The organism is Thiocapsa sp. (assembly GCF_018399035.1).
Classification (GTDB): domain Bacteria; phylum Pseudomonadota; class Gammaproteobacteria; order Chromatiales; family Chromatiaceae; genus Thiocapsa.
Genome location: NZ_CP073760.1, coordinates 4,786,772 through 4,808,985, shown reverse-complemented (window position 1 = coordinate 4,808,985; position 22,214 = coordinate 4,786,772). Strand labels below are relative to the sequence as shown.

The 22,214-nt window shown below is 63.6% G+C and carries 19 protein-coding genes and 2 pseudogenes; 2 read left to right on the top strand and 19 right to left on the bottom strand.

From position 1 onward, the window contains the following. Positions 1-794: 794 nt before the first annotated feature. Both KFB96_RS21970 and KFB96_RS21965 read right to left on the bottom strand, forming a co-directional pair. Positions 795-2,384 (bottom strand): transporter substrate-binding domain-containing protein, encoded by a 1,590-nt coding sequence (locus KFB96_RS21970; protein ID WP_213456780.1) that lies wholly within the window; start codon positions 2,382-2,384, stop codon positions 795-797. Positions 2,385-2,552: 168 nt separating this feature from the next. Continuing rightward, positions 2,553-2,891 carry a transposase gene (locus KFB96_RS21965; protein ID WP_213456782.1) on the bottom strand — a complete coding sequence of 113 codons (339 nt, stop codon included), beginning with the start codon at positions 2,889-2,891 and terminating at the stop codon, positions 2,553-2,555. Positions 2,892-2,929: 38 nt separating this feature from the next. Here KFB96_RS21965 and KFB96_RS27680 point away from each other — a divergent pair, with 38 nt between their 5' ends. Then, entirely contained in the window at positions 2,930-3,127 is a 198-nt protein-coding gene (locus KFB96_RS27680) for an endonuclease (protein ID WP_367114987.1), read from the top strand. An 836-nt stretch (positions 3,128-3,963) separates the two neighbouring features. Here the strand turns inward: KFB96_RS27680 and KFB96_RS27125 are convergent. Further along, positions 3,964-4,494: a DUF6399 domain-containing protein gene (locus tag KFB96_RS27125; protein WP_300971743.1), complete on the bottom strand. Its 531-nt coding sequence runs from the start codon at positions 4,492-4,494 to the stop codon at positions 3,964-3,966. Positions 4,495-4,778: 284 nt separating this feature from the next. Beyond that, positions 4,779-5,639 (bottom strand): hypothetical protein, encoded by an 861-nt coding sequence (locus KFB96_RS27120; RefSeq protein WP_300970742.1) that lies wholly within the window; start codon positions 5,637-5,639, stop codon positions 4,779-4,781. A gap of 297 nt (positions 5,640-5,936) precedes the next feature. On the opposite strand from KFB96_RS27120, the gene KFB96_RS21945 reads away from it, so the two are divergent. Then, entirely contained in the window at positions 5,937-6,164 is a 228-nt protein-coding gene (locus KFB96_RS21945; protein WP_213456792.1) for a hypothetical protein, read from the top strand. A 136-nt stretch (positions 6,165-6,300) separates the two neighbouring features. Here KFB96_RS21945 and KFB96_RS21940 read toward each other — a convergent pair whose 3' ends face one another. From KFB96_RS21940 to KFB96_RS21880, 15 genes and pseudogenes are all read right to left on the bottom strand, one after another. Next, a complete protein-coding gene (locus KFB96_RS21940) occupies positions 6,301-8,205 on the bottom strand; it encodes a DUF262 domain-containing protein (protein WP_213456794.1) in 1,905 nt (634 codons plus the stop codon). 419 nt (positions 8,206-8,624) lie between these two features. After that, positions 8,625-10,760 carry a helicase-related protein gene (locus tag KFB96_RS27115; RefSeq protein ID WP_213456796.1) on the bottom strand — a complete coding sequence of 712 codons (2,136 nt, stop codon included), beginning with the start codon at positions 10,758-10,760 and terminating at the stop codon, positions 8,625-8,627. Between the two features lie 334 nt (positions 10,761-11,094). Further along, positions 11,095-11,658 (bottom strand): annotated as a pseudogene (locus KFB96_RS27110) (SNF2-related protein); the annotation flags it as partial. A 972-nt stretch (positions 11,659-12,630) separates the two neighbouring features. Next, the gene (locus tag KFB96_RS21930; protein ID WP_213456798.1) at positions 12,631-13,050 is read right to left on the bottom strand and encodes a type II toxin-antitoxin system VapC family toxin; all 420 of its coding nucleotides are present in this window, start codon (positions 13,048-13,050) and stop codon (positions 12,631-12,633) included. Continuing rightward, positions 13,047-13,292 carry a type II toxin-antitoxin system Phd/YefM family antitoxin gene (locus tag KFB96_RS21925; protein WP_213456800.1) on the bottom strand — a complete coding sequence of 82 codons (246 nt, stop codon included), beginning with the start codon at positions 13,290-13,292 and terminating at the stop codon, positions 13,047-13,049. Before KFB96_RS21925 ends, KFB96_RS21930 begins: the two co-directional genes overlap by 4 nt. Before the next feature lie 140 nt (positions 13,293-13,432). After that, positions 13,433-13,564: pseudogene (locus KFB96_RS27105) on the bottom strand (toxin-antitoxin system HicB family antitoxin); the annotation flags it as partial. A gap of 209 nt (positions 13,565-13,773) precedes the next feature. Next, positions 13,774-15,111, bottom strand: coding sequence for a group II intron reverse transcriptase/maturase (gene ltrA, locus KFB96_RS21920; RefSeq protein ID WP_300970724.1), 1,338 nt, complete (start codon positions 15,109-15,111; stop codon positions 13,774-13,776). Positions 15,112-15,618: 507 nt separating this feature from the next. Continuing rightward, positions 15,619-16,293 (bottom strand): transposase, encoded by a 675-nt coding sequence (locus KFB96_RS21915; RefSeq protein WP_213456802.1) that lies wholly within the window; start codon positions 16,291-16,293, stop codon positions 15,619-15,621. 94 nt (positions 16,294-16,387) lie between these two features. Beyond that, positions 16,388-16,972 carry a DUF4145 domain-containing protein gene (locus KFB96_RS21910; RefSeq protein WP_300970722.1) on the bottom strand — a complete coding sequence of 195 codons (585 nt, stop codon included), beginning with the start codon at positions 16,970-16,972 and terminating at the stop codon, positions 16,388-16,390. A 22-nt stretch (positions 16,973-16,994) separates the two neighbouring features. Next, entirely contained in the window at positions 16,995-17,630 is a 636-nt protein-coding gene (locus tag KFB96_RS21905) for a PolC-type DNA polymerase III (protein WP_213456804.1), read from the bottom strand. Between the two features lie 25 nt (positions 17,631-17,655). Beyond that, positions 17,656-18,159, bottom strand: a complete 504-nt coding sequence (locus KFB96_RS21900) for a DUF6398 domain-containing protein (protein ID WP_213456806.1) — start codon at positions 18,157-18,159, stop codon at positions 17,656-17,658. 125 nt (positions 18,160-18,284) lie between these two features. After that, a complete protein-coding gene (locus KFB96_RS21895) occupies positions 18,285-18,905 on the bottom strand; it encodes a hypothetical protein (protein WP_213456808.1) in 621 nt (206 codons plus the stop codon). A gap of 106 nt (positions 18,906-19,011) precedes the next feature. Next, positions 19,012-19,554, bottom strand: a complete 543-nt coding sequence (locus KFB96_RS21890) for a ferritin family protein (RefSeq protein WP_213456810.1) — start codon at positions 19,552-19,554, stop codon at positions 19,012-19,014. Then, positions 19,551-20,387, bottom strand: coding sequence for a 2-oxoacid:ferredoxin oxidoreductase subunit beta (locus tag KFB96_RS21885; protein WP_213456812.1), 837 nt, complete (start codon positions 20,385-20,387; stop codon positions 19,551-19,553). Before KFB96_RS21885 ends, KFB96_RS21890 begins: the two co-directional genes overlap by 4 nt. Position 20,388: 1 nt before the next feature. Next, positions 20,389-22,143, bottom strand: coding sequence for a 2-oxoacid:acceptor oxidoreductase subunit alpha (locus KFB96_RS21880; protein WP_213456814.1), 1,755 nt, complete (start codon positions 22,141-22,143; stop codon positions 20,389-20,391). Positions 22,144-22,214: the final 71 nt, after the last annotated feature.

Genomic DNA, 22,214 nt, shown 5'->3' with positions numbered 1-22,214 from the left:
CTGGCCCCGTTTTTTGTGCGTGTCGATGGAACCGCGACTGTATCGCCGAGTAGGCTAGTCGACCAGGCCCACATCCTCGCTATGCTGCGCACACAGCGCCTCGCCGGTCACGGCCGGGTTGTCGCAGACCGCGCAACGGGGACCGTCGAGCCGGCCACGGCGGTCAGGCGACGACGCTTGTGTCTGATGACCGGTGCTGAACTGGCCTTGGTCTGATAGGCGATTATCGGCGGTTGTAACGGTAATTCCGGACTCGCCACGATGCTGTCCGGTTTGGTGCTTTGTGCGGCCAATCGGTGGGTGAATCCGCAATCCGTACAAGCCATGAGGGGATGCTTCGGGGTCCCGCACTCGGGGCATGCGTTACTGCTCAATGAAACTCTCTATGTGTACTGGTTGTTGCGGGCGATGCATTGGAACGAAGACGGATGCAGTGTTTTTTAGTCTGAGAACATAGCACTGTGACTGAGGCATCCCCAGAAAGACGCTAAAGATTTCATGAGGTTGAGTGGCATTATTTGCACGGATGCGGAACATGCGCGGGAGGTCGTTGTCCCTGGACAGCGACAAAACCCGCCAGGAGACCTCCCGTGCATGTCGGAACCCTCTTACACCGCTGCCTCGATCCGTTGCTGCAGTCCATTCACCGCACACGTCTCGCGACGTTGTTCGCCGCAGTGGCGGCCTGCGTGAGCGGACCGGCACTGTGGATACCTCAGGGACAGACCACGGTTTCAAGGTTAGCCGATAAAAGGGCGGGGGTCAGAATCCGCGCCAGGAGCTTATTCCGGAGGTCAACGCCCGCGCCTCGAGGGAAAACCCAAGAAGAGGCTTTGCCAGCCGAAATGCACGACCAGAATCCGTGATAGAAAGCCAGCAATAATCACGACGACGGTGGTCATCATCACCGTGCCCAGGAGCGGTTCTTGGCCGTGAAAATAGATCACCAAAGAATAGACCAACCCCCAGAACAAGGCGATCTCCGGATAGATCGTGCCTTTTAGGGTGGGGATATCCGCCTGCGATCGAAGCACGTCCCGAAGCACGCCGCCGCCGGCGGCGGTTAGCGCCGCCAGGAGCGGGCCCCATAGCCACAGCGGCTCGGAGCGCTGCACCGCAGCGACGATCACCCCGGTAATGGTGAAGGTTGCGAGCCCGATCGCATCGGATATCTCGAGCAGTCCGCGTGTCGAGGCCCAGCGAAACCCGTCGTCCCGATCCGGCGCCTCCGCGGGCGCTTGGCCTTTGCCCCAAAGATCCTGAACGGCAAAGATGACCGCACCGGCAGCGACGGTTCCGAGCACCAACAACAGCAGCGTTGGCGACTGCAGGATGCCGATGGGCGCTCGTCCGCTGATCAGATCGCGCATAACACCGCCGCCCACCGCCGGCAACGCCGCCAACACCAAGGCCCCGACAATGTCATAGCGCTCGCGACGAGCGATCAGCACGCCCGAGATCGCAAAGGCAATGGTGCCGAGGATATCGAAGCTGCGAAACCAAAGGGTTTGCAGGGCCGGTTCCAGGACCTTGGGCGCAAGATAGTGGCGCGAAATCCGGTCGAGCTCACCCGAATCGTGCATCTCGCGCAGGGCCTCGTCAAGCGCCTGAAAGGTCGTCGGCGAGACCGTCTTTCTCGAAAGCATGATGCTCAAAGCAGGCCGGTTCAGGTTGCCCGGCAGCGCATGCACCCGAGTGATGGCACCGACATCGACAACCGCACTCGCAATTGAGAGCCGATCACCGATCACCGCATCAACCTTGCCCGCCATTAACAGCGCCACGGATTCCGCGTCGGTTCGGGTGTCGAGCACCTGGCCGCGAACGGCTTCCGACTCGAGGAGCGCGGTTGCTTCCGCACCGGGGTCAAGCGAGCGGTTGACCGCGACTGTCGTGCCCGCAGCCAATAGGTTGCGCAGGTTATCGACTGCATCATCCCCGTGCTTCCCCACTCTCGCTTCGCCGCGCCGAGTGATGATCGCGATTGACGCACTGCGATACGGCACCGTAAACCAGGCCGATTCGCGCTCCGATGCCGTCGGCTCCACCGCAAGGCAGAAGTCGAGCCGGCCCTCGCGCACCGCCTCCAGGTTGGCAGCCCGGGACACCTCCTCGAAAATCGGGCGAATCCCCAATCGGCGGGCGGCCGCCTTCATCACTTCAAGATCAACGCCGCTGACAACGCCCAGGCCGCCTGGAGTCACCGACTCGTACTGGTACGGCATCGTTGGCGACCAACCGCCCCTGAGCTCGCTCGGCTCAGCCAGCGCAGAGCCGAGCCCGAAAAGAGCGCAACAAACGACAGCGAGCAGCACTTTTACGTAACTGTTCAGGTAGCCAACAGCCTTATTCCAAGCGCGGAGAGCAAGCCAGGGGCAGACCATGGTTTCGTGCCTATGTCGGTAGACCGAGCTGATTGGTGTCGACCGGCTCTTGCTTCGGTCGGCCCGACGTGCCGGGCCACGTGCGCCGACCCACCATCGTCGCAATCTGCCTTTGAAAGCGTTGACTGCCCAAGACGAAGCCACCGTTGGTCGCGTCGCGAAGGGCTGTCAGCATGTCTTGCGGGATCGCGTCGGCGAAGAGCCCTCGGTACCGAGAGCGTCGCGTCTCGTCTGCATCGGCAAGGTCCAGATACAGCAGCGTTGGCCCAACCCCTTCATCAGCCGAGCGGGTCCACGCTCGGTGGCAGGCGTCATCAGCAGATGCACGTGGTTGGTCATCAGAACGTAGGCGTGGACGCGAACGGACTCGCTTTCCGCAAGCGCCGCCAGGGTACCCGAAAACACCCGATAATCACCCTCGGCGAAGAACATCGCGGTCCGATCGATGCCCCGCAGAATGACGTGCATGGGGAAGCCGACGGCGACGATGCGGGCGTGTCGAGGCATACCGATCGGCTGCAGTCTCGAAGGATAAGGATGGAGCGATGATAGCAGGAAACCGTGGTCTGTCCCTGAGGTATCCCCAGAAAGACGCTAAATATTTCATGAGGTTGAGTGGCATTATTTGCACGGATGCGGAGCGCCAGCGCAACGACCGCATCGAGGCGGTTCAGGGGAACCGCAATCCCTTCATCGATCATCCGGAATTGGTGTGTCGGGCTTGGGGGTTGGGGTGCCCGTGAGGCGGCAGCGCGACGCTCGTACAAGCCCCCGACGGTCCACCCCGGCTCGTCGAAATGACTTGATCAGGGGAGGGATCTGCTGCGAACCGCGACACCCGAGATCCATCAGGTACAGGTACGCCTCCAATGAGCGGGGGTTGATGCTTCGGCCATGCCATTCTTCCCCGTCATCGACTCATTCGGCGCGCGATCTACCTCGGTTGTGGTCAGCTATCGGGGACCCATCAAGATCGACTCACTCCACCCGGCTCTGCAACCGTACCGACGGTAGGTTAGTCGAACAACTCCGAATCCTCGCGATGCTGCGCGCACAGCGCCTCGCCGGGCACGGCCGGGCTATCGCAGACCGCGCAACGGGGACCGACGAGCCGGCCACGGGGGTCAGGCGGCGGCGCTTGTGCCTGATGACGGGTGCTGAACTGCTCTTGGTCTGATCGGCGATCGGCGGCGGTTGCCATGCTATCGCCGGACTTGAATCGATGGTGTCAGGTATGGCGCTTTGCGCGGCCAATCGGTGGGTAAATCCGCACTCTGGACAGGCCATGAGTGGATGCTTCGGGGACCCGCACTTTGGGCATTCGTTATTGCTCACTGAAATCCTCCATGTGTACACGCTGTTGCGGGCGATGCGTTGGACCGAGGACGGATGTAGTGTATTGCCGTCGTCATCGGGTGTTCGATACGAAAACTACTTGAAGATGTATCCGGCTCGACCTGCCCGCCGGGATCCATGACTATCCGCTCATGGCGCGCGCCCATCCAATGGTTCGCGACTGCTGTTCTCGGAGCTCTAACTCTGTCGCGAGGGGCCTTGTTCATTATCCCGGCCACCGCCCTCAGGCCGCGACCGGCATCAGATAGGGTAGTTTCGGCGGGCGTGGCCGTCGGCGTCGGGGTCGCGGCGGCAAGGGCACACGCAGGAGAAGCTCCTCGAACAGTGCGGGATGTGTCCGCCCGAAGAAGCGCTCGGCGGCGGTCGTGCCGTCGGGACGGCGGATGTGGAAGTTGTGCACGGCGGTGAGCGCGGCGAGCCTGCGGTCGCTCAAGCGATGACGCCCGTGATGATGCAGCGACAGTTGGCCGTTGCGTCCTTCCACACAGGAGCTGCTGCGTTGGAACAGATCGGCGCAAGCGCCGGCGACCTGTTCGACCCGAGCGCTGTCCTCGGGCGCGAGACGCTGCAGCGGATGATCGGCGCGCCGCAGGACGTCGAGCAACGCGGTACTCGCCGCCTGCACGCGGTGTCGGGTCTCGGCCGCGGTGCTGCGGGCGGCGACGCGCTCGAGGTAGATGCCGGGGATGAGCTGCTCGAGGACCGCCGCTTCCAGCTCCGGGGATAGCGCGAGGGCCTCGACCCTGGCGGTCACGGTGGCGAAGAAGAACGCGAGCGTGGCGAGCCACTGCACGGTCAGGCGCTCGGCCTTGGCGAGGCGTTCGCGAGCGCGCTCGGGCAGCTCGGCGGCCTCGGCCAATCCCTTCAGGCGCGTCCAGACGTCGGTGAAGCGCGCCGCCACGCGCTCCACCGGCTGCGTCTGTCCATCCACCGGATCATACGGGTGATACAGCACGCCGAGCTCGCGGATCAATGCGCGCGCCTCGCTCTGCCGCTCCCGTGCGCGGTCGCGTTCGGCTTCGACGGCGACCAGCGCGCTCAGGGCGGCGCCAATGCGGGTCTCGAAGGCCGGTGGACGCCCGAGCGGGCGCGGCACGCGCGCCTCGAACGCCTGCTGCGCCGCGCGCTCGGCCTCCCAGTGCTTCTGCGCGGCCGCCACGCCGGCTTCAGCGCGGCGCACGTCGCGCGCCAGCGCCAAGGACGTGGCTTTGGAGACCTCGTGTTGGCCGTGAAAGAGGTCCGGGAATGCTGCGCACGGAGGTCCGTCTCGGCATGGCGACGCAGCGCCTTGGCCTCGTCGGCGGTGCTCTGGATCACCTCCACGGCGAGCCCCGTGCAGGCGTCCTGAAGCGCGGCGGTCCAGGTCGCCGCGGTGCGATCCGCGGCGTATTGCTCCAGCACAATGAGGTTCGACTCCGGCTCGATGGCCACCAGGCAGATCCCCGGATGAAAGGTTTCGTCCTCGCACACCGTCACCTGACGCACCGGCATGCCCTCGGCGAGCGCCGTACGCTGCTCCGCGGCCACCGCGACCACGGCCGTTTCCAAGTCGACATTGAGCGCGTGCTGCGCGCCGTCGCTGACCCCGACGAAGGCCGACAGCCCGCTCAGCTCCAGGAATTCACTCACCAGCCGGGTGCCGCCCGCCGCCCGCAAGGTGATGCTGAAATGCGCCGCCAACACCATCCGATGCAGCCAAGCGATCCCCTCCGGGGTGCGTGCGAAGGCCGTCAAGCCCGTCGGCGGATCCCCGCGCGGAACCTCCCCGCACCAGTCGCGCAAGGTGCTGCGCGCAATACCCATCTCGGTGGCCACGGCGCGTTTGCGTCTCCCCGCCGCCAGCCGTGCTTCGGCCGCCGCGATGTGCTCGGCTTGCTCCAAGCGTGTGCGTCGCGTCATGAGCCGATGCTCCGGCCCGGTCTCGAACGTCCGGGTAGCGCAGCGCCCGCGCTTGGTCTAAAGTCACTCTCGGCAGGATCTTCGAACATCTTTTCGAACCCTCGGTTAGTTTGCACTTCCAAGGGTATGAAATTTCGTGGGTCCTGCCAAATCCCCGCATGCCCATCACCAAGCCATGAACTCGGACTTGGACGGGACTATGAACAACGCCGTCGCGAGGGTAGCATTGTCGGTCATACTCCACCCATGACGATCCTTGACCTCGGTCACAAGCTCAACCCAGGACGATACCCCGATATGTCCCTGCAGATGGGGGCCATCGTGGGTTATCTGTTCGAGCGTGTCTACACGACGCCCGCATTGGCCGAGTTGACGGTGACGCCCGACGGTCACCTCGTCGGCCGGCCCCAAGTCGCGGGTGAGATCGGCCACACCATCTACATGGGCTGCGAAACCGATCTGCGTGCCAATCTGCGACGGCTCGGGGATCGCGGCCGGCAGCGATTATCAATAAAGTTGAAATAACGCACACGAGGCGTTCCTGCGAGAAGCAGTCGTGCGCCGTGGGCCTTCGACGGATCGACTCCGCATGCGCGATGCCTTCTCTTACATCCAGCGAACCTCCCGGACGATGGCCCTAAAGCCTTCGCCTAGAGCGGAATTAAGCTGGAGCAAGCATGTCACCCGCCACCGCGTCTTCGTCGTCCCCTATGTCCTCGCCCTCTTCTGCAATATCACCCCGGTAAACCGGTTTGCCAGTTGCCTGTTCGATGAGCGTTAGAAGGCGGTTTTGCCGATCGGCCATGAATCCCTTGAAATCGTCTCGGCGGAGTAGGTCCGGCTTGATGAGATGGGAGCGCAAGTACTCATCCAGCCTAGCCGGCTCGATGGGCGGATTGGATTTGTCGCCTTTCTCCAGTTTGGCCAAGTACTGCGAAGGCGCGACGCCGCCGATGATGCGGTTTGTGCGGTAGGATAGAGGGGTTTTGTTGATGATCGGGTCGTATTCTACTGGCTTCATACCACTTTTTTTGCACCATTCCTGGGGAAAGATATGGTGTATGTCCACGTTCTCGCCGAAAAAAACGGTGTGATCGAATTTTTGGCCTGAGCGGAAATCTTGGGCGCCTTCCTTCATCAGTAGGGCGTTGACCCCTTTGTAGGCGGCCGAGAGCCGCATGCGCATGGTTTTGAGGCGGTCAGCGCGGAACATGGTCTCGGTGACGGTGGTCGCCGCAGGATCGCCTTGAAGCCAAGCCGTCACCTCCACGAAGTCCTTGGCAATGCGAGTCTCCACAGCCGAGCCGTAGAGTTCACCGAAGACTCCATTCCAGTACCAGGTGACCAGCTTCTCCCGGTTTGCCTGATGCTCCCAGGCGTCCCCGATGTCGGCAAGGATAGCGGCAAGGGGCACGATCTGGGACTGATACGGCAGGTCAAAGATGCGGTAGATGTGCAGCATGTGCAGGAATCGGGCAGCCTTGACGAAACCGGCTTCAACCTGCTTTTCATACTGCTTATAGGCATCCAGAGGCAGGTTCAGCAGCGCCTGACGGTTTCCGGTGATGGCTGGCAACTCCTTGCCCGTCTTGCCGGCGGCGGCGGCCTGACGGCGTCGGTCGCGAGTATAGAAGAGCGATATAGCCTGCAGGAAATCGGTGTTGCTGACTTCGGCAATAATGCCCGTGTTCGAGTCCGCAGGGCGGTGGGTCTCTTTAAAGCGCTGGTGTCGGCCTGGCTTGACGTCATCGCCGAACCAGTCCTTGCGTAACTCATGGCCGGAAGCGGCGTACATGGCGGTCACCAGCTCGAAGGCGTCGAGGGCTTTGCCGCCGGTGTTGACTTTCTCGAAGACAACACAGACCGCTTCTTTGGAGGTGGAGCGATCCAGAGAGATGACCGGTACTCGATAGTAGCGAAAGTTCTCCAGGATATTGCGCTTGAAGGAGCGGAAGTCGTCGCGTATCTGCTCGTGCTCATCTCCACGCCAATACTGGTCAAATGCGTCCTGCCATCGGTCCCACTCGAAAACCTTTGATACTGGATACATCAGTTGGGCATATTCTTTTTCGGGGGTGGATAAATCGAGAACAGGCTCGCGGCCGAAGTCCTTGCGGATGACCTTGTCCTCGGGGACGCCGATGACCGCTTCCTCACGGTCGGCGCTGGGATCCAGAGCCTTGCGGATGTCCAAGTAGAACCATCGGCGGACCTTCTTCTTCTTGGGGGTGATGGTTTCCACGACCTTGCCGCGCAGAGTGACCTGGTAGAGTGACGTCATGCGTTGCTGGCCATCCAACAGCAAAGCGTTCGGTTTTGTTTGCTTGGCGTCCGGCGGCGCGCCCTCTACGGTCCGGGGCTTAAAGTTGACCTCGCCGCCGGTCTCCAGGGTCATTAGGGCGCCCACGGGGAAGGCGCGGGAAACGGAGGCAATGAGGCTCTTGATGCGATCCTCGTCCCACACCCAGCTTCTCTGGAACTCCGGCAGTTGAAGTATCCCGCGGTGGCAATCCTCAAGCAGCTTGTCTAAGTCGTATGGGTTGGTTTGGAACGTGGATCCTGGCATGGTTTTGTTTTCCAAATGCGCTTTTGGTTAGTTCTGCCAACTCTACTGACATACTCCATTGCGCAACAATAATCGTGTAAAAAATATTTGCCCCCGAAGCTCGCGCGTTGAGCGACGGTTGCAGTTGTGTTCTCGGTGGGACATAAAAGCGGGTTTTCCTATCTATTCATCCGCGTTATGTTGTTGCCATCTCACGCAATAGCGGCTTATGACACGCTGCTTGTTTGACCCTGCATGTGCTTGTATCCCGCGATCGTCCTGAGTGCCGCGGTCGAGATCGTGCCGGACGACTTCCCAGCCGAGAAATTCAGCTTCTTAGCCTTCTGCGAGCACTGACATCACGATGCGGCGATCAATCGAGCACGGTTGCTACTCCACACGACTTCTCCGCATCGTACGATCGAGGAAAAATATCCCCGTCAGGCGAGCTTGCGCTTCATTTCACTGGCGATCCTGCTCAACGCAGCTTCCGTGCTCAGCTCCGACTTCTTCTTCTTGATCCCCTCGCCGACCCGGGCTGCCGCATCCAGGGCGGCGTTCAGCAACGGGGCCGGTGCCGTATCGACCCAGAAGCTCTCGTCGCTGATCTTGCGTTTGACATCGAACGGGACGAAGGCCGTCGCGACGCGATCGTAGATGAGCGGGATGCGCTGCACGGACCTGCCGCCGCCCTGAGCCAACCGTTCCGCGACCAGCTTGCGGCAGGCCTCGAGTTCTTTCCAGAAGTTCTCATCGGCAAGGCCCGTCTTTTGGCGGCCTTTGATGAACCCGAAGGCTGTTCCGAGGGCCAGCGCTGCTTGGGCTCGCCCGGAGCGCTCGTTGTCCGACTCGACGCCCGCCACATGGGCGGTCAGGCGATACTCCTCGTCGGCCAGCGCCTGTAGTTGCGCGACAAAGGGCAGGGTGTCGGCCTCCGACACGGTCACCGTCTCGTCGAGATCCACCGCCGCAAGCGCGTCCAAGTCCGTGATGAGGCGCAGCGCGGTCCCCTCGCCATCCGCAACGGCGGCGACGAACGCCACGTACTCCACATCCAGCCCGTGGGGTGTGACGGCGATCCGCCGGACGCACCCGGGCGGTTGCCAGTCGCCACCGATGGCGAGGACGGCATCGAAAACAGGCTCGCCGTAGGTCGCGAACCGCAACCGCGACCCGAGTGACGCGATCCCGTCGTCATAGAGCTTGCGGTCGACGGTCAACGCCGTCCCGTCGACGATCCCGGGCAGACCCCGCAGCAACAGCGGCTCTTGCGGCGTGCCGGACAGGTTTGCGGCAACGGCACACCCCAAGGCCCGCAGCGAAGCCGATTCGTTCAGAACCGTCCAGATGCCGTCCAAGGTTGCGGGCAAGCGCTCCGCGGCATGCGTCTGCGCCAAACGTTGGTAGATCTCGTAGATCTCCTGGCCGCTCAACTCGGTCTCGCGGATGCGTTGCTGCGAGACGGCAATGCGTTGGCGGGCCTCGGCCTCCAACTGCGCCTCGGTGACCTGGCCGGTGGCGAGCCGGCGGAAATCCTCCTCGGTAACCGGCAGCAACGACACCTGCTGATCCCCCACCACCGAGATCATGCTGCCCAAGCGGGTGAGCAAGCGGTCGTAGACGATCTCCTCGACCGAGCCCAAATAGCAGAGGTTCTGGACATAGATGTCCTGGTGGAGCTGACCGATGCGGTCGATGCGCCCGATGCGTTGCTCCACCTTTGCGGGGTTCCAGGGCAGATCGAAGTTGACCAGAAAGTCCGCGGTCTGGAGATTGAGGCCCTCGGCGGCGGCGTCCGTGCACACCAGGATATCGATTTCCCCGCGCAGGAAGCGTTGCTTGATCTCGTCGCGCTCGGTCCCGACCAGCGTGCCGGTTTGCGGATCGGTGTATTGACCCCCGCGCCCCGAATAGGTCCCCACCAGCAGCTTGGATTCGGCTTGTCGCAGGCGCCGCACCAGATCCTCCAGGGTGTCCCAGAACTGGGTGAAGATCACCGTTTGGGCAACACGCCCCGGCCGGGTCGCCTCCCGGCGTTGCTGCACATACCCCAGGAGCACCTGGGTCTTCGAGGACGGCGGCGCCGCGTCGTAGAGGCTGCCGGCCAGCATCTGCGTGAGCGTCTCCCACTCCCAGCGCAAGTCGGTCTCGCTGCGGTTCTTGAGCAACTGCTCGATGACCTCCGTGTCGTCCTCGTCCTGCTCCAGATCCTCGTCGAGATCGGACGCCTCGGATGCCGCCGGGCTCTTGCGCGGTTTCGCCGACAGGTGTTCCAGCGTCCACTTCACCCGCTCGCGTCGGCGCCGCAGGGTCTCGCCGATGGCGTACAGGCTGGACGCGAAACGCCGTTGCAGGAAGCTCAGGTAAAAGCCGGTGGAGACGCGCGCCTGTTGGTCGTTGGCAGCGGTGATTTGTCTGGCCAGCTCCTGCGAATAGACATCCAGTGCCTCGTACGCGGCGTGCTCTTGCGACGTGTACTGGATCTTGCGCATCGGCAGGATGTGCCGCTGCGCCAGGTTGGCGGTCAGCTCGCCCTGTTCCTGGTAGACGCGCAGCAGGGCGCGGTTGTGGCGCATCATCACCCTCGAGAGCGGCGCGGACGAGAAGATGGCGCGCAAGCTTCTTCAGACTCGCGGCAGTCGGCGTGATGCCCTGCTTGAGCCAGAGCTCGTACTGGGTGCGATTCGCCGAGCTCAAGACGGTCTGACGGATGAAGACGGCCAGTTCCGGATCATGCCGCTGGATCGAGCCGAGCACCCGGCGCAGGAAGGTCAGCTCCTCCTCGGAGACCGTCTCGCCGCGCTGGATGCAGCCCTGGATCGCGTAATACGCCTGGGTCAGAGACGGATCGTCCTGAAAGGGACCGACGCGCCGGGTCAGGCGGAACAGATCGTAGACCTCGATCGGGTCAAGCTGCATGGGCGTGGCGGTGGCGAGCCAGAGGGCGCGGGTGCGCGGTCGCAAGGTCTGCTCGAGCGCCCGGTAGAGATCCCCGTATCTCGGCTGCACCACCAGTCCGGCCGTCGAGTTGCTGCGGCGGGCATAGTGGGCCTCGTCCACCAAGGCGATATCCCAGGTCTGCCCGGCCAGTTCCTGCTGACGCTCCTTGCGCCGAACCAAGCCGGTGGAGACGATCACGCAGGCGGGGCTGAACACCGACTTGGCCGGGAGCTGCTCCTCCAGCGGATGCTTGTAGAGGTGCCGGACCTGCGCACCTGAGAGCGCGCGCCCGAAACGCAGGAAGAACTTGCTCGCCAGCTCGTCTTGCCACTGCCGAGCGAGACTCGCGGGCGGTGCAATCAAGACCCGTCGCGCCAATCCGGACAAGATCAGCGAACGCAAGGCCAAGCCCGCCTCGATGGTTTTCCCCAAACCGACCTCGTCGCACAGCAGGAAGCTGTAGGGGTAGGCGGTAATCAGCCGCCGCGCCACGATCGCCTGGTGCGGCCAGGGCGCGACCGGAGCCGTCGCCATCCCGACAAAGCGACCGTTCGGCATCCGCGGGGCTTCGCGCAGGATGGCGAATTGCAGCCACTCCCGCGCGGTCGGTCCCGCGACGTCCGGCGGCAACTCGCTGGACCCGTCGATCTCTTTCGGACGGGTCACGATGCCGGCGATCTCGATCAGGCGTTCGCGCACCGCCAGGGGCAAGTCCAACACGTAGAGCCCGGGATCCCGGTTCTCCCAGATGGTCTCGAAGTCCCCGGCATACAGATCCGCTCGGACCGCTTCCCGGGGACCCCACCAATCACCGTGCACGCCGATGTTTTCGGCATTGATCTCGAGCGCCGTGCGCGACTCGTTCAGGGACCCCTCGGCGATCAGCCGATGACCCTCGGCATCCGTGAAGACGGCCCATTTCTCGTGGACATAACCATCGACGCGCGAACCGTAAGGGAGGGCTGCGCCGGTCTTGCGATGGCGGCGCAACGCCACGCGGATCTCCAGACAACCCGCCTTGAGCATCCACGCCAACAACACGAGTCCGTTCTCGACGGACTCGGGCCAGCCTTGCCGGTCGGCCAGATTCGCCAACAAGGTCGCGGCGAGACGCCCGTCGTCCCGGTGATCGAGGATGACCAGGGCATCCTCGGGATCGAGATCGGCCCCCACCACGAGACGCACATGGCCCTTGTTCTTGACGAGGGCCGAAAAGCCTTGGGAGGCCGCGGCCAGCGAGGTGGAGCGGAAATACCCCGCCACCCGGTCGTAGCGCACGCTCGCGCGCAGGGCCGGGATGTAGAAGTCGTGCAGGACGTCGCTGGTGGTGCTGCGGTAGCGCGGCTGCCAGTCGCGTTGTTGGAACGATGCGGACTGTTTGGTGTGCTCCATGCCTCGGATCTCCGGATGGGCATTCACCGTCATGCACTCTCGCGTTGCACGGCAACCCGATGGCGTGGTCGTGTCAGGCTCCGATCGGACTGTCCGCAGCCCTCGTGCACGCGATCAACTCCAGGGATTGAGCAGCTTGACGCCAGTTCGTATGAAATCATCGGTGTTTCGGGTCACCAAAATCAGGTCGCGATTCATGGCAACTGCGGCAATCAGCGTATCCATCTGCGGAAGCGGCGCCCCCGCTTTGAGTGCCGATCCGATCATCCGACCCCAACGCTGCAGGTCTTCGAGCTCCAGCGGGAGGATGCGCTCTCGAAAGCGGGGCACCAAACTCGATTGCAGCCAAACCTCCAACGCCCGCTGACGTTTGCCCTGCGGCATCCAGGCGATGCCTTTTTCGATTTCACCGATCGTCACGACGCTGATCACCATCGCCTGCTCGTCGCCATGCGACAGCCAACGCAGGATACCGGGGTCCACCTCGTCCTTGGCAAACTCGGACACGACATTGGTGTCGAGGAGGAACCTCACAGGTTCAGATCCCGTTCAAGGTCCTGGTCCCGTTGGATGCGGATGCCGCTCCGACGCAAGGGCGAGTGCATCAAGAAATCCGCCAGCGTGTCGGAGGGAGACTGCAACCGACGGTACTCCTCGATGGAAACGACCACGGCGGTCTCTTCACCGTTGGCGGTGATCACCTGCGGCCCTGCGCGCAGCGCCTCCTCTACCACTTGATTCAAGCGATCCTGTTGTTCTTGAAGCGGCCAGTTCATGAATGCCTCCTGTGGTTCGTCAATCTCGCAGATCACCCGGTCGTCCCCGATGCGATAGCACCACAAATCACTCGGCGAGCCGGTCGATGTCTTGCCGGTACTGCGTGGATTTTCGCTTTGGAAAGATCCCGGGATGGGTCCTAGTCCTCGCCACGCTGTCCGGCCGCCTGACTCAGCAACCCGAGCCCCCGCTCGGCTTTGCCCTGTCCCCGTCGAGCTCGGGCACGAAAGCGGGCCTCGGCGTCCGACTCCGCCACCATCAGGGCCGCCATATTGTAAACAGTGTAAACAGATAGGAGTGTAAACAGGACTGTAAACAGGTAGAGTAGAGAGCAGGTCGCCAATTACGGTAGCCGTGGCTTATCTGTTTCCGCGCCTTTCGTTTCGCGGTGCCTAAATAGCCAGGACATGGCTGTGACTCCCAGCCCTCCCTCATCAAACCGTGCATGCGGTTCTCCCGCACACGGCTTTCCGATGTTCTTCACACCAAGGCATGCGCCGTCTTCCAGCCGGGTCCTTTCGGGAGTGGGTGCAGTCCATGGCGGTCATAGAGGTCGTGAGACGGGAATTTGGCGTAACCCGCACCCCAGGTCTTGACCTTGTGTCGCTTGCGCAAGTGGATTCGCAGCCGCTGTTCGGCGTGGTTCCTAACCTTACTCATCGCCAGACTGGAATTGCGGAAATGGAAATAGTTCGCCCAGCCGCGAAGGCTGCGGTTCACGCTTCCAACCACATCATCCAGCGGGATGCAGGTCAACTCCCGTCGCGTTAGTTCCGTCACTTTCGCCGTGATTTTACCCACAGCTTTGTCCGACGGACGTACGTTTGGGTACCATTTGCCGGTGTTGGCGCCTCGACTCATCTGGAGCGTAAAACCCAGAAAGTCAAAGCCCGTCTCCTTGGCGTCCACCACGTGGGTCTTGGTCTCATTGAGCGTCAAACCCAGTCGATCCATGACGTGGCGCACCACGTTCAGCGGTTCTTCCACACCCTGCTTACAGAGCACGACAAAGTCGTCCGCATAGCGGACGATGTGTGCCCCCAGCTCGTCTTTCAGCCGATGCCGGTCCCAGATGCGATCGAGCAGATGCAGGTAGAGATTCGACAACAGCGGGGAGATGACACCACCTTGCGGCGTGCCAACCCGGTTGGCTTTTCCTCCACCGACCGTCCTGCGTTTTCCTTGATCGTCCACGCCGATGACGGGTGCCTTCAGCCATTGCTTCAGAAGCGCCAGGAGGCGTCCGTCGACAATGCGTTCGGCCACCACCGCCATGAGGTTAGCGTGGGGGATCGTGTCGAAGTAGCTCGACAGATCGGCATCAATGACATGAGTGTGTCCGGCCCAGAGTGCGTTGGCAATATCGTCGATGGCATCGTGCGCCGAGCGTTTGGGTCGAAACCCATAGGAGTGCGGCGTAAAGTCCGCCTCGAAAATCGGCTCGATCACCAGCTTGACGGCCATTTGCACCACGCGGTCGCGGATGGTGGGTATCCCCAGCGGCCGTTCGCGGCCATCCCCTTTGGGGATCATCACACGCCGTACCGGTTGGGCGCGGTAGCTTTTCTCGCGCAGTTCCTGTGCGATCTCCTGCAGAAACCCCTCTACCCCTTCGCCTTGCTCAATGGCCGCGAAGCTGACCCCGTCAATCCCGGGGCTGCCTGCGTTTGACCGGACAAGATTCCAGGCGTGACGGAGGATGTCCTCCCGGTACACCTTGTCATAGAGCGCGTAGAAGCGGTAGGCCGGTTCTTGCTTGGCCTTAGCGTAGAGCTTCCTCTGAAGTGTCCTGATCGTCTCCGGGGTGATTAGCGACATGGCAATCCCCTGATCCTCCACTCGTTGGTTGCGTGAACAAAGTAGGGTCCCTTCCCTCGACCGAGGGTTGTGTTGTCCCCCAGTCTCAAACGGTACTACGAACCCCTCCGACTTCCATGACGGGCGGCGACGATTTCGTTGCCTTATACGCCGCCGTCGGTGGCCTCTCTCCACCCCCGTCATGGATCTCCAGCACTGGACAGATCAGTCTTCAAGTACATGCCGCCCCTGCTACCCCGAGAGACGATGACCATCACTTCCGTTCTTCCAATGGCCACCCAACGACCTTCCCCTTCTGTCCACAGGGTCGGCGTCTCCAACCTAATATTACGAGGCTACCTCTAGGTTCACTTGCGTTACGGCCTGCTCTTTTGCTGGGGAAACTTACGACCCCTTGTTACCAAGACGCCGCTTCCTCATGCTACCGAGTCGTACGGACAACTCCTCGGACGGGACTTCAACCCGCTAGACTTACTGTTGTTACTGCGAACGGACAGACCACGTTTTCTAGAAGGCCAATTCCGTTTGCGCTCCGACGTCGGTTTCCTTGGGCGGCCGCCCCGGGGACCCCTTCCAAGTGCGCCGGCCAACCATGACGGCAATCTGCCGCTCGAACTGGGGGCGCCCGACGACAAAACCGCCGTTGGTGCAGTCGCGCAGGCGCTGGAGTAGCTCGATGCTCAGTTCGCCCGCGAACAACCGGCGATAGCCGGCCAGGCGCCCATCGTCGGAACTCGCCAGGTCGCGGTATACGGGATGCGGCGTGACCACGGGGTCACGCTCGCCGAGGGCGTTGGCCCGATAGCTGGACCAGAAAAAATCACCGGGCGCCGCGACCATGGCCGCCCGGACCGGGTTCAGCTCAATGTAGCGCTGACACGCCAAGAGATAGGGGTCGGCCTCGATCACCGCGGAGCGGAAACGGCCCTCGAACAGCCCGCCGGTGCGGCGATAGGTGCGGTTGACATACTGGACATACCGTTGCCCGAGGTGCTTCATCACGGCCGCCACCCCGGCGTCGCGCTCCGCGGTCATCAGCAGGTGGAGATGGTTGGTCATCAGCACGTAGCCATGTACGGCCACCGACTCCTGAGCCGCCGCCGCGGCCAGCCACTCCAGGAAGTAACGCCGATCGGCGTCGTCGAAGAATACCGCGGCCCGGTCGATCCCGCGCAGGATCACGCAGGATCACGTGCATCGGATAACCGGCGGCGACGATCCGGGCGCGTCTGGGCATGGTAACGGGACCAGGCAGGGAAACAGGGGTACGCGAAGTCTAGCAGAACAACGTGGTCTGTCCCCATTTCCCACGATGGGCGACCCTCGCCGCATCGACCGCTTCCCGCGCCTTCTCGGCCTCGCCGAGCAGTTGCGCCCGTTGGGCGCGCAACTGCTCCAGCTCCTCCATCAGGGCTTCCGAAGCGGCCTGCGGTGCGGTCGGCGGTACGAACGGGCCGGGCTTGAAGCCGGTGTCCTTCCCGAAGGTCCGGTGAAACCAGATCGCCAGTTGCCGGGCGATCTTGAGCGTGGTCAGGGCATCGCGATGGTCACCGTAGCCATGGTGCGTCGCGCGGTTGCCTAGAATCTGGACCTGGTGAAACAGGTCGAGGACCTCGGGAGGAACCGCACGCTCGAACTTGAGACGACGCAACAGGTCCGATTGCGGCTCCTCCGGGGTGGCGAGAAGACCGCTCCGCGCGGCCACTTGGCGGGCCAGCTCCTCGCCGAGCTGGCGGAGCTTGATCAGGCAGGTCGAGGGATCATCGGCGAAATAGCGCTCCGCCAGGGCGCCGAGGCGATCGAGCTGCGGCTCATAAGCCCGCAGGAATCCGAAGTTTCGTGATACCGCCTCGGTTGGCATCGACACATTCCTGTCGCGAAACTCATCCGCTTGCCGCTGCCGACGCGCCGGCTCCGCCGTAACGCGCGATGCAGCTTTCGAGCTGGGTCTTCGCCGTCCGCTGAATCCGCCCGAGCAGGTCGTGCTTAACCTCGGTGAGCCCGAACCGCTCCATCAGGGCCCGCTCCAGATACAGCGTCAGATGCGCCGCCATCTCGGCATCGGCCTGTGCTCGGTGATAGCGACCGGTGACCGGTAACCCGGCGTATTCGACCAGGGTACCGAGCTTGTGATTGGGTGCTTGGGGCAAGACACGACGGGCAACCAGCATCGAGCAGACGAAGGCTTGCGGCGTCCTGCGCCCGATGCGTGCCAGCTCGGCATCCCAGAACTTGCGGTCGAACGAGGCGTTGTGGGCGACCAGGGGGTAGTCGCCGACGAAGTCCGCGACCTCGGCCATGACTTGGCTGGCCGGCGGTGCTTGGCGCACCATGGCGTTGCTGATCCCGGTAAGGTGCTCGATAAAGGACGGGATGCGCAGACCGGCATTCATCAGACTCTGGTACTGATCGACGATGCGCCCGTCGCGGATCAAGACGGCCGCAATCTCGGTGGCACGGTCGCCCATGTCCGGGGAGAGACCGGTGGTCTCGAAGTCGATCACTACAACCGGATCCATTTCCTCTTCGTCTCCTCGTTGCCGCTCATGGCAGATAGGGGATCAACCCAAGCCGCAAGGCCTCTTCTTGAAGCTCGCGAGGGGCCGTCCTGGCATCGAGGATGAAGCCGTTCACCTGGATCATCCAGGCCAACGGGTTGTCGCCAAGCCGGCTGGGGAGTGTCCAGTTGGGATCGCCTTGATGGGAATTGAGCCATTTAAGGATCGCGGTGGATTTCGCCGAGCCCGTGCTCTTGCTGACGCCGAAGGGCGAGCACAGCTCGTCGGCAGTCATGGTCGGGGTCTGGCTTTTATCGAACAGAAAGTTGACTCGTCCAACCGAGTAAACGACCCCGCAGGCCCAGGTGTTGGGTTTGCCCGCGGCAAGCGGCGAGGGTCGTTTTCGGCAGAGTTTCGCGACCATCCGTCGACAGAGATCACGGTACTCGGTATTTAAATGGGCCTCGCAGAATTGGTCGGTCAACGCGGTGATCGCGTCGTACTGGCCCTGGAGTGCAATCGGCACCCGCTCTGTTTGTTGTCCTGTCATCGCGTCTAACCTCGTTCTGTTTGTCGATCGCCCTCCGACCATCTTAAACCGCATCTCACCGAGATCCAGAACATCTCCAAAGCCAAACGCCAAATGAAATTGACGCATGCCGCCCTGGACGCGGTTTAGAGCCGATAGTCGTCCAACGGATCCGGGCTGGCGCCGTCACCCCAAAGCCCCCAGCCGGAGGTTTCATCGTCCAGCACCCAGGCCACAACCTCCAACGGATCCTCGCCCTCGGCCAGTTTCCGTTCCTCCTCGTGTATCAAACCGAGGACACCCCCGAGCGTCTCCCCGGCCCGCAAGCGCCGGGCGTTCCTGACGACCGACGAGACGCGACCAAGCCGATGTCCGAGTGCCCTGATCCGCTGCTGCCTCGCACGCAGGGCCTCGACCATAAACCCGAGCAGACGTGCCGAATCGCTCCAGTGTTCCCGCAACCCCAGCAGGGTGCGTTCGATGGCCTCCGGCGCCAGCTCGCCGTCACGAACCTGATACTCCACGAAGACGCCTTGGGCGAAGACAACGAAGAGCGTCAGGGTCCGCGCGTGCTCGGCATGCGTGCCGTAAACCAGCGCGCCGCTCGCATCGAGCTTCAGGACGTCGAAGTAGACGCGGATCCCCGGCGGGACCCCGCCGATCCAGTCGCCCGGGTGGTAGTTGCCAAGGATGCAATCGAAGCGCTTGGTCTGGATCTCCAGATCCCGGCCATCCAGCTCGATATAGAGCGAATCGAACATGCCCATCGTTCTTCCTCCTCCCGGAGTCACGCCGGGTGACGATCAATGCGGAGCGAGGCGCTCGGCGCGCGCGACCACAGGACGGGGTCGTCGCAGTTCCGAGGGTCGGGCTTCAGCCCTGCTGATTCGGCGGATCCAGATCTTCGGGCATCCGGGTCGGGGCCAAGCGCTCGCGCTCGACCCAGGTGGCGACCAGCTCGACGTGCTCGTTCTCTTCGGCGGCCATCTCGGCGGCCAGCACGCGGACCTGCGGCTGAGGTGAATCGGCGGCGACGAAGGCGTAGAAGTCGCGACCGCGGATCTCGTTGTACAACGCCAGCTCGAGGGCTTGAAGCGGGGTCATCAAATAGCTGACGTCGAAGTCGTCGCAATCGACCTCGGGGCTGCCGGGGCAGGCCCATTTGAAGGCCCAGGGGGCGATCTCGGGGAGCCGGATGCCCTCGGCGCGGGCGGTCACCTCGGAGGCGTGTGCGGCGCTCATGTCGGCGAGGAGTCGGAAGACGGCGGCAACCGTGTGGTTGTGGTGCAGGGTCATGGTCTCGGCGAGCTGGCGGTAACGCTCGGCCGATTCGTGCTCGAGCTCGAGCGCATGCACCAGAAACTCGGCGACGGACTCGATACGCTGCGTCGATGGCGGGCTCGATGGCGTGCTCATAGCGCAAACTCCCGTTCCAGATCCGCGGGGGTCGCGGTCGGCTGGTTTTGCGGTTGCCAGACCGGGAGCCGCCGGACATAGAGCAGGCCGAGCGCCATGCCGTCGTCGGCCTGGATAAAGCGGGCGGCCTCGACCGGATCGTCGGTCGGCGCCATGTCGCTCGGATGGACCAGGTGCTTCCACTCCTTCTGCTCCGGGCGGAAGGTCTGGCAGGGACTCAAGACCTGCAGAAAGGCAAATCCCGGATGCTCGATCGCCTCCACCAGCAGCTTGGTCAGACCGGTGGGGTCACCCGCGAAACCACGGGCGATAAAGCTCGCGCCGGCCGCGAGCGCAATCGCCGTGGGCAGGAAGGGCCGCATGCCGGTGCCGTGCGGCGTGAGCTTGCTCTTGGCCCAATCCGGCTGGGTCGTCGGCGAGGCCTGACCCTTGGTCATGCCGTAGACCTCGTTGTCCATGACGATGTAGGTCAGGTCCATGTTGCGCCGGCAGGCGTGCAGGAAATGGTTGCCCCCGATCGAGAAACCGTCGCCGTCGCCGCCCGCTACGATCACCGTGAGGTCCGGCCGGGCCGCCTTGAGCCCGGAGGCAATCGGCAGCGCGCGGCCGTGAATGCCGTGGAAGCCGTAGGCATCGACATAGGCCGGCAGTCGGGACGAGCAGCCGATGCCCGAGATCATGGCGACGCGCTCCTTGGCGAGCCTCAGATGCGCCAATGCCTTGGTGACGGCGGACAGCACCGCGAAGTGTCCGCAGCCCGGACACCAGACGGGCGCGACGTCGGACTTGTAGTCTTTGGCTCGGAGGGTCGGTGCGATGTTTGCTGCGTCCATCTCAAATCTCCTCGCGCCCGTCGCGATCGGTCAGCGCACGCATGATCTCGGCGGGGCGCAACGGCAAGGGGCCGGGTCGCGCATAGGACCGGGCGTGTCTCGGGAGCGCCTGCTGTGAATGGAGATAGGCGAAGCATTGTGCGGTCTGGTTTTGCTCCACGACCAGGATCGAACCGGCCGAGCCGATCGCCTCGAGCAGCGCCTCGCGTTGCAGAGGCGCCAGCAGGCGCAGGGCGATCGCCCGTGTCGGGACACCGGACGCACGCAGACGCTCCGCGGCCTCGAAGACCGGGCCAGCAGAGGAACCCCACGTCAGAAGCAGGTGGTCGCCCTCGCCCCGGATCTCGGCCCAACCCGGTCCATAGTCGAACCCGGTCAGCTTGTGCAGACGCTTCTCGAGCTGCTCGGCATGGTCGATCGCACGGCTCGAGGGCGCACCGCCCGGGCCGTGCTCCAAACCCTCGGCCGTATACATGCCGCCCGGCAGTCCGGGTAAGGCCATCGGCGAGACCCCGTCCGACATCGGCCGATAACGCCGGTGATCGGGGTCGGCGTCCTGTGCGATCAGGCGATGCAGGTGCGCCCTCTCCCCTGCCCCGAACGCCCGGTCGCCCGGCGGGTCGATGATCGCGCGCGACTGGCCCAGTATCTGATCCGACAGCACGATGGCAACCGTTTGCAGGTGCTCGGCCAGACCGACCGCCCATTCGACCGTGTCGATGCAATCGCGGATACCCAGGGCGGCCAGGACCAGATGCGGGGCGTCGCCGTGTAGGCCGTAGAGTGCAATGTTGAGGTCGGACTGCTCGGACTTGGTCGGGATGCCCGTCGAAGGACCGCCGCGCTGGACGTTGACGACCACCACCGGGGTCTCGCTCGCCACGGCCAGACCCAAGCCTTCGACCATCAGGCTGAGACCGGGGCCGGAGGTTGCCGTGAGCGAGGGTACGCCGCCGAAGGAGCTGCCGATGATCATGTTGATCGAGGCCAGCTCGTCCTCGGCCTGGAGCAAGGAGCCGCCGAGCAGCTCCAAGCGTGGCGCCAGCCACTCGAGCACCTCGCTGGCCGGCGTGATGGGATAGGCGGCGACGAACCGCACCCCGCCGCGAACCGCGCCCAGCCCGGCGGCCTCGTTGCCGCTGATGTTCCAGCGCGCGACGGGCGGCGCGAACGCCGACGGCGGCACACTCGCCGCGTCGGCCGCCGCATAGCCCGAGCGAATGCAATCGAGCGACGGGGTCAAGACTCGGCCGCCCTTGCCGCCGAGCGTCGCCCGCGCGCCCGATTCCAGTGCATCCAGCGGCAGACCGAGCATCGCGCCGACCATGCCGAGCGCGACCATGTTCACGCGGCCTTCGGTCTCGGCATCCGCCAGCGCCTTCCAGGGCAGGCTGCGGACCTGCGCACCCGAGCGCAGGAGGATCTCGGGGATCGGCTCGGCCTGCGCGTCCGTGAGGATGAGACTGTTGCGATCCAGCGGCAGCTCGTCGGCAAAGCGGGCGACGTTCTCCCAGTCCAGACCGACAAGCAGATCGAAGCGATCGCCCATGCATTCGATCGGCTGCGGCCCGAAGCGCAGCATGGCCGCGGACTCCCCACCGCGAATCTGCGGACCGGCCGAGCGACCGAGCAGGCCGTAATCGCCGGCGCGCCCGACGGCAGCGAGCAGGATGAGCCCCGCCGTGACCGCCCCGCTGCCGCCGGAGCCCGTGATGGCGAGGGTGGCGCCCCCGGCGAGGGTCGATCGTTCGGTCATCCGCATTCCGCTCGTTGAAATCCAACGGACTATTGGAACCGCAAAGGCGTGACCGGTGCAAAGGCTTTCGC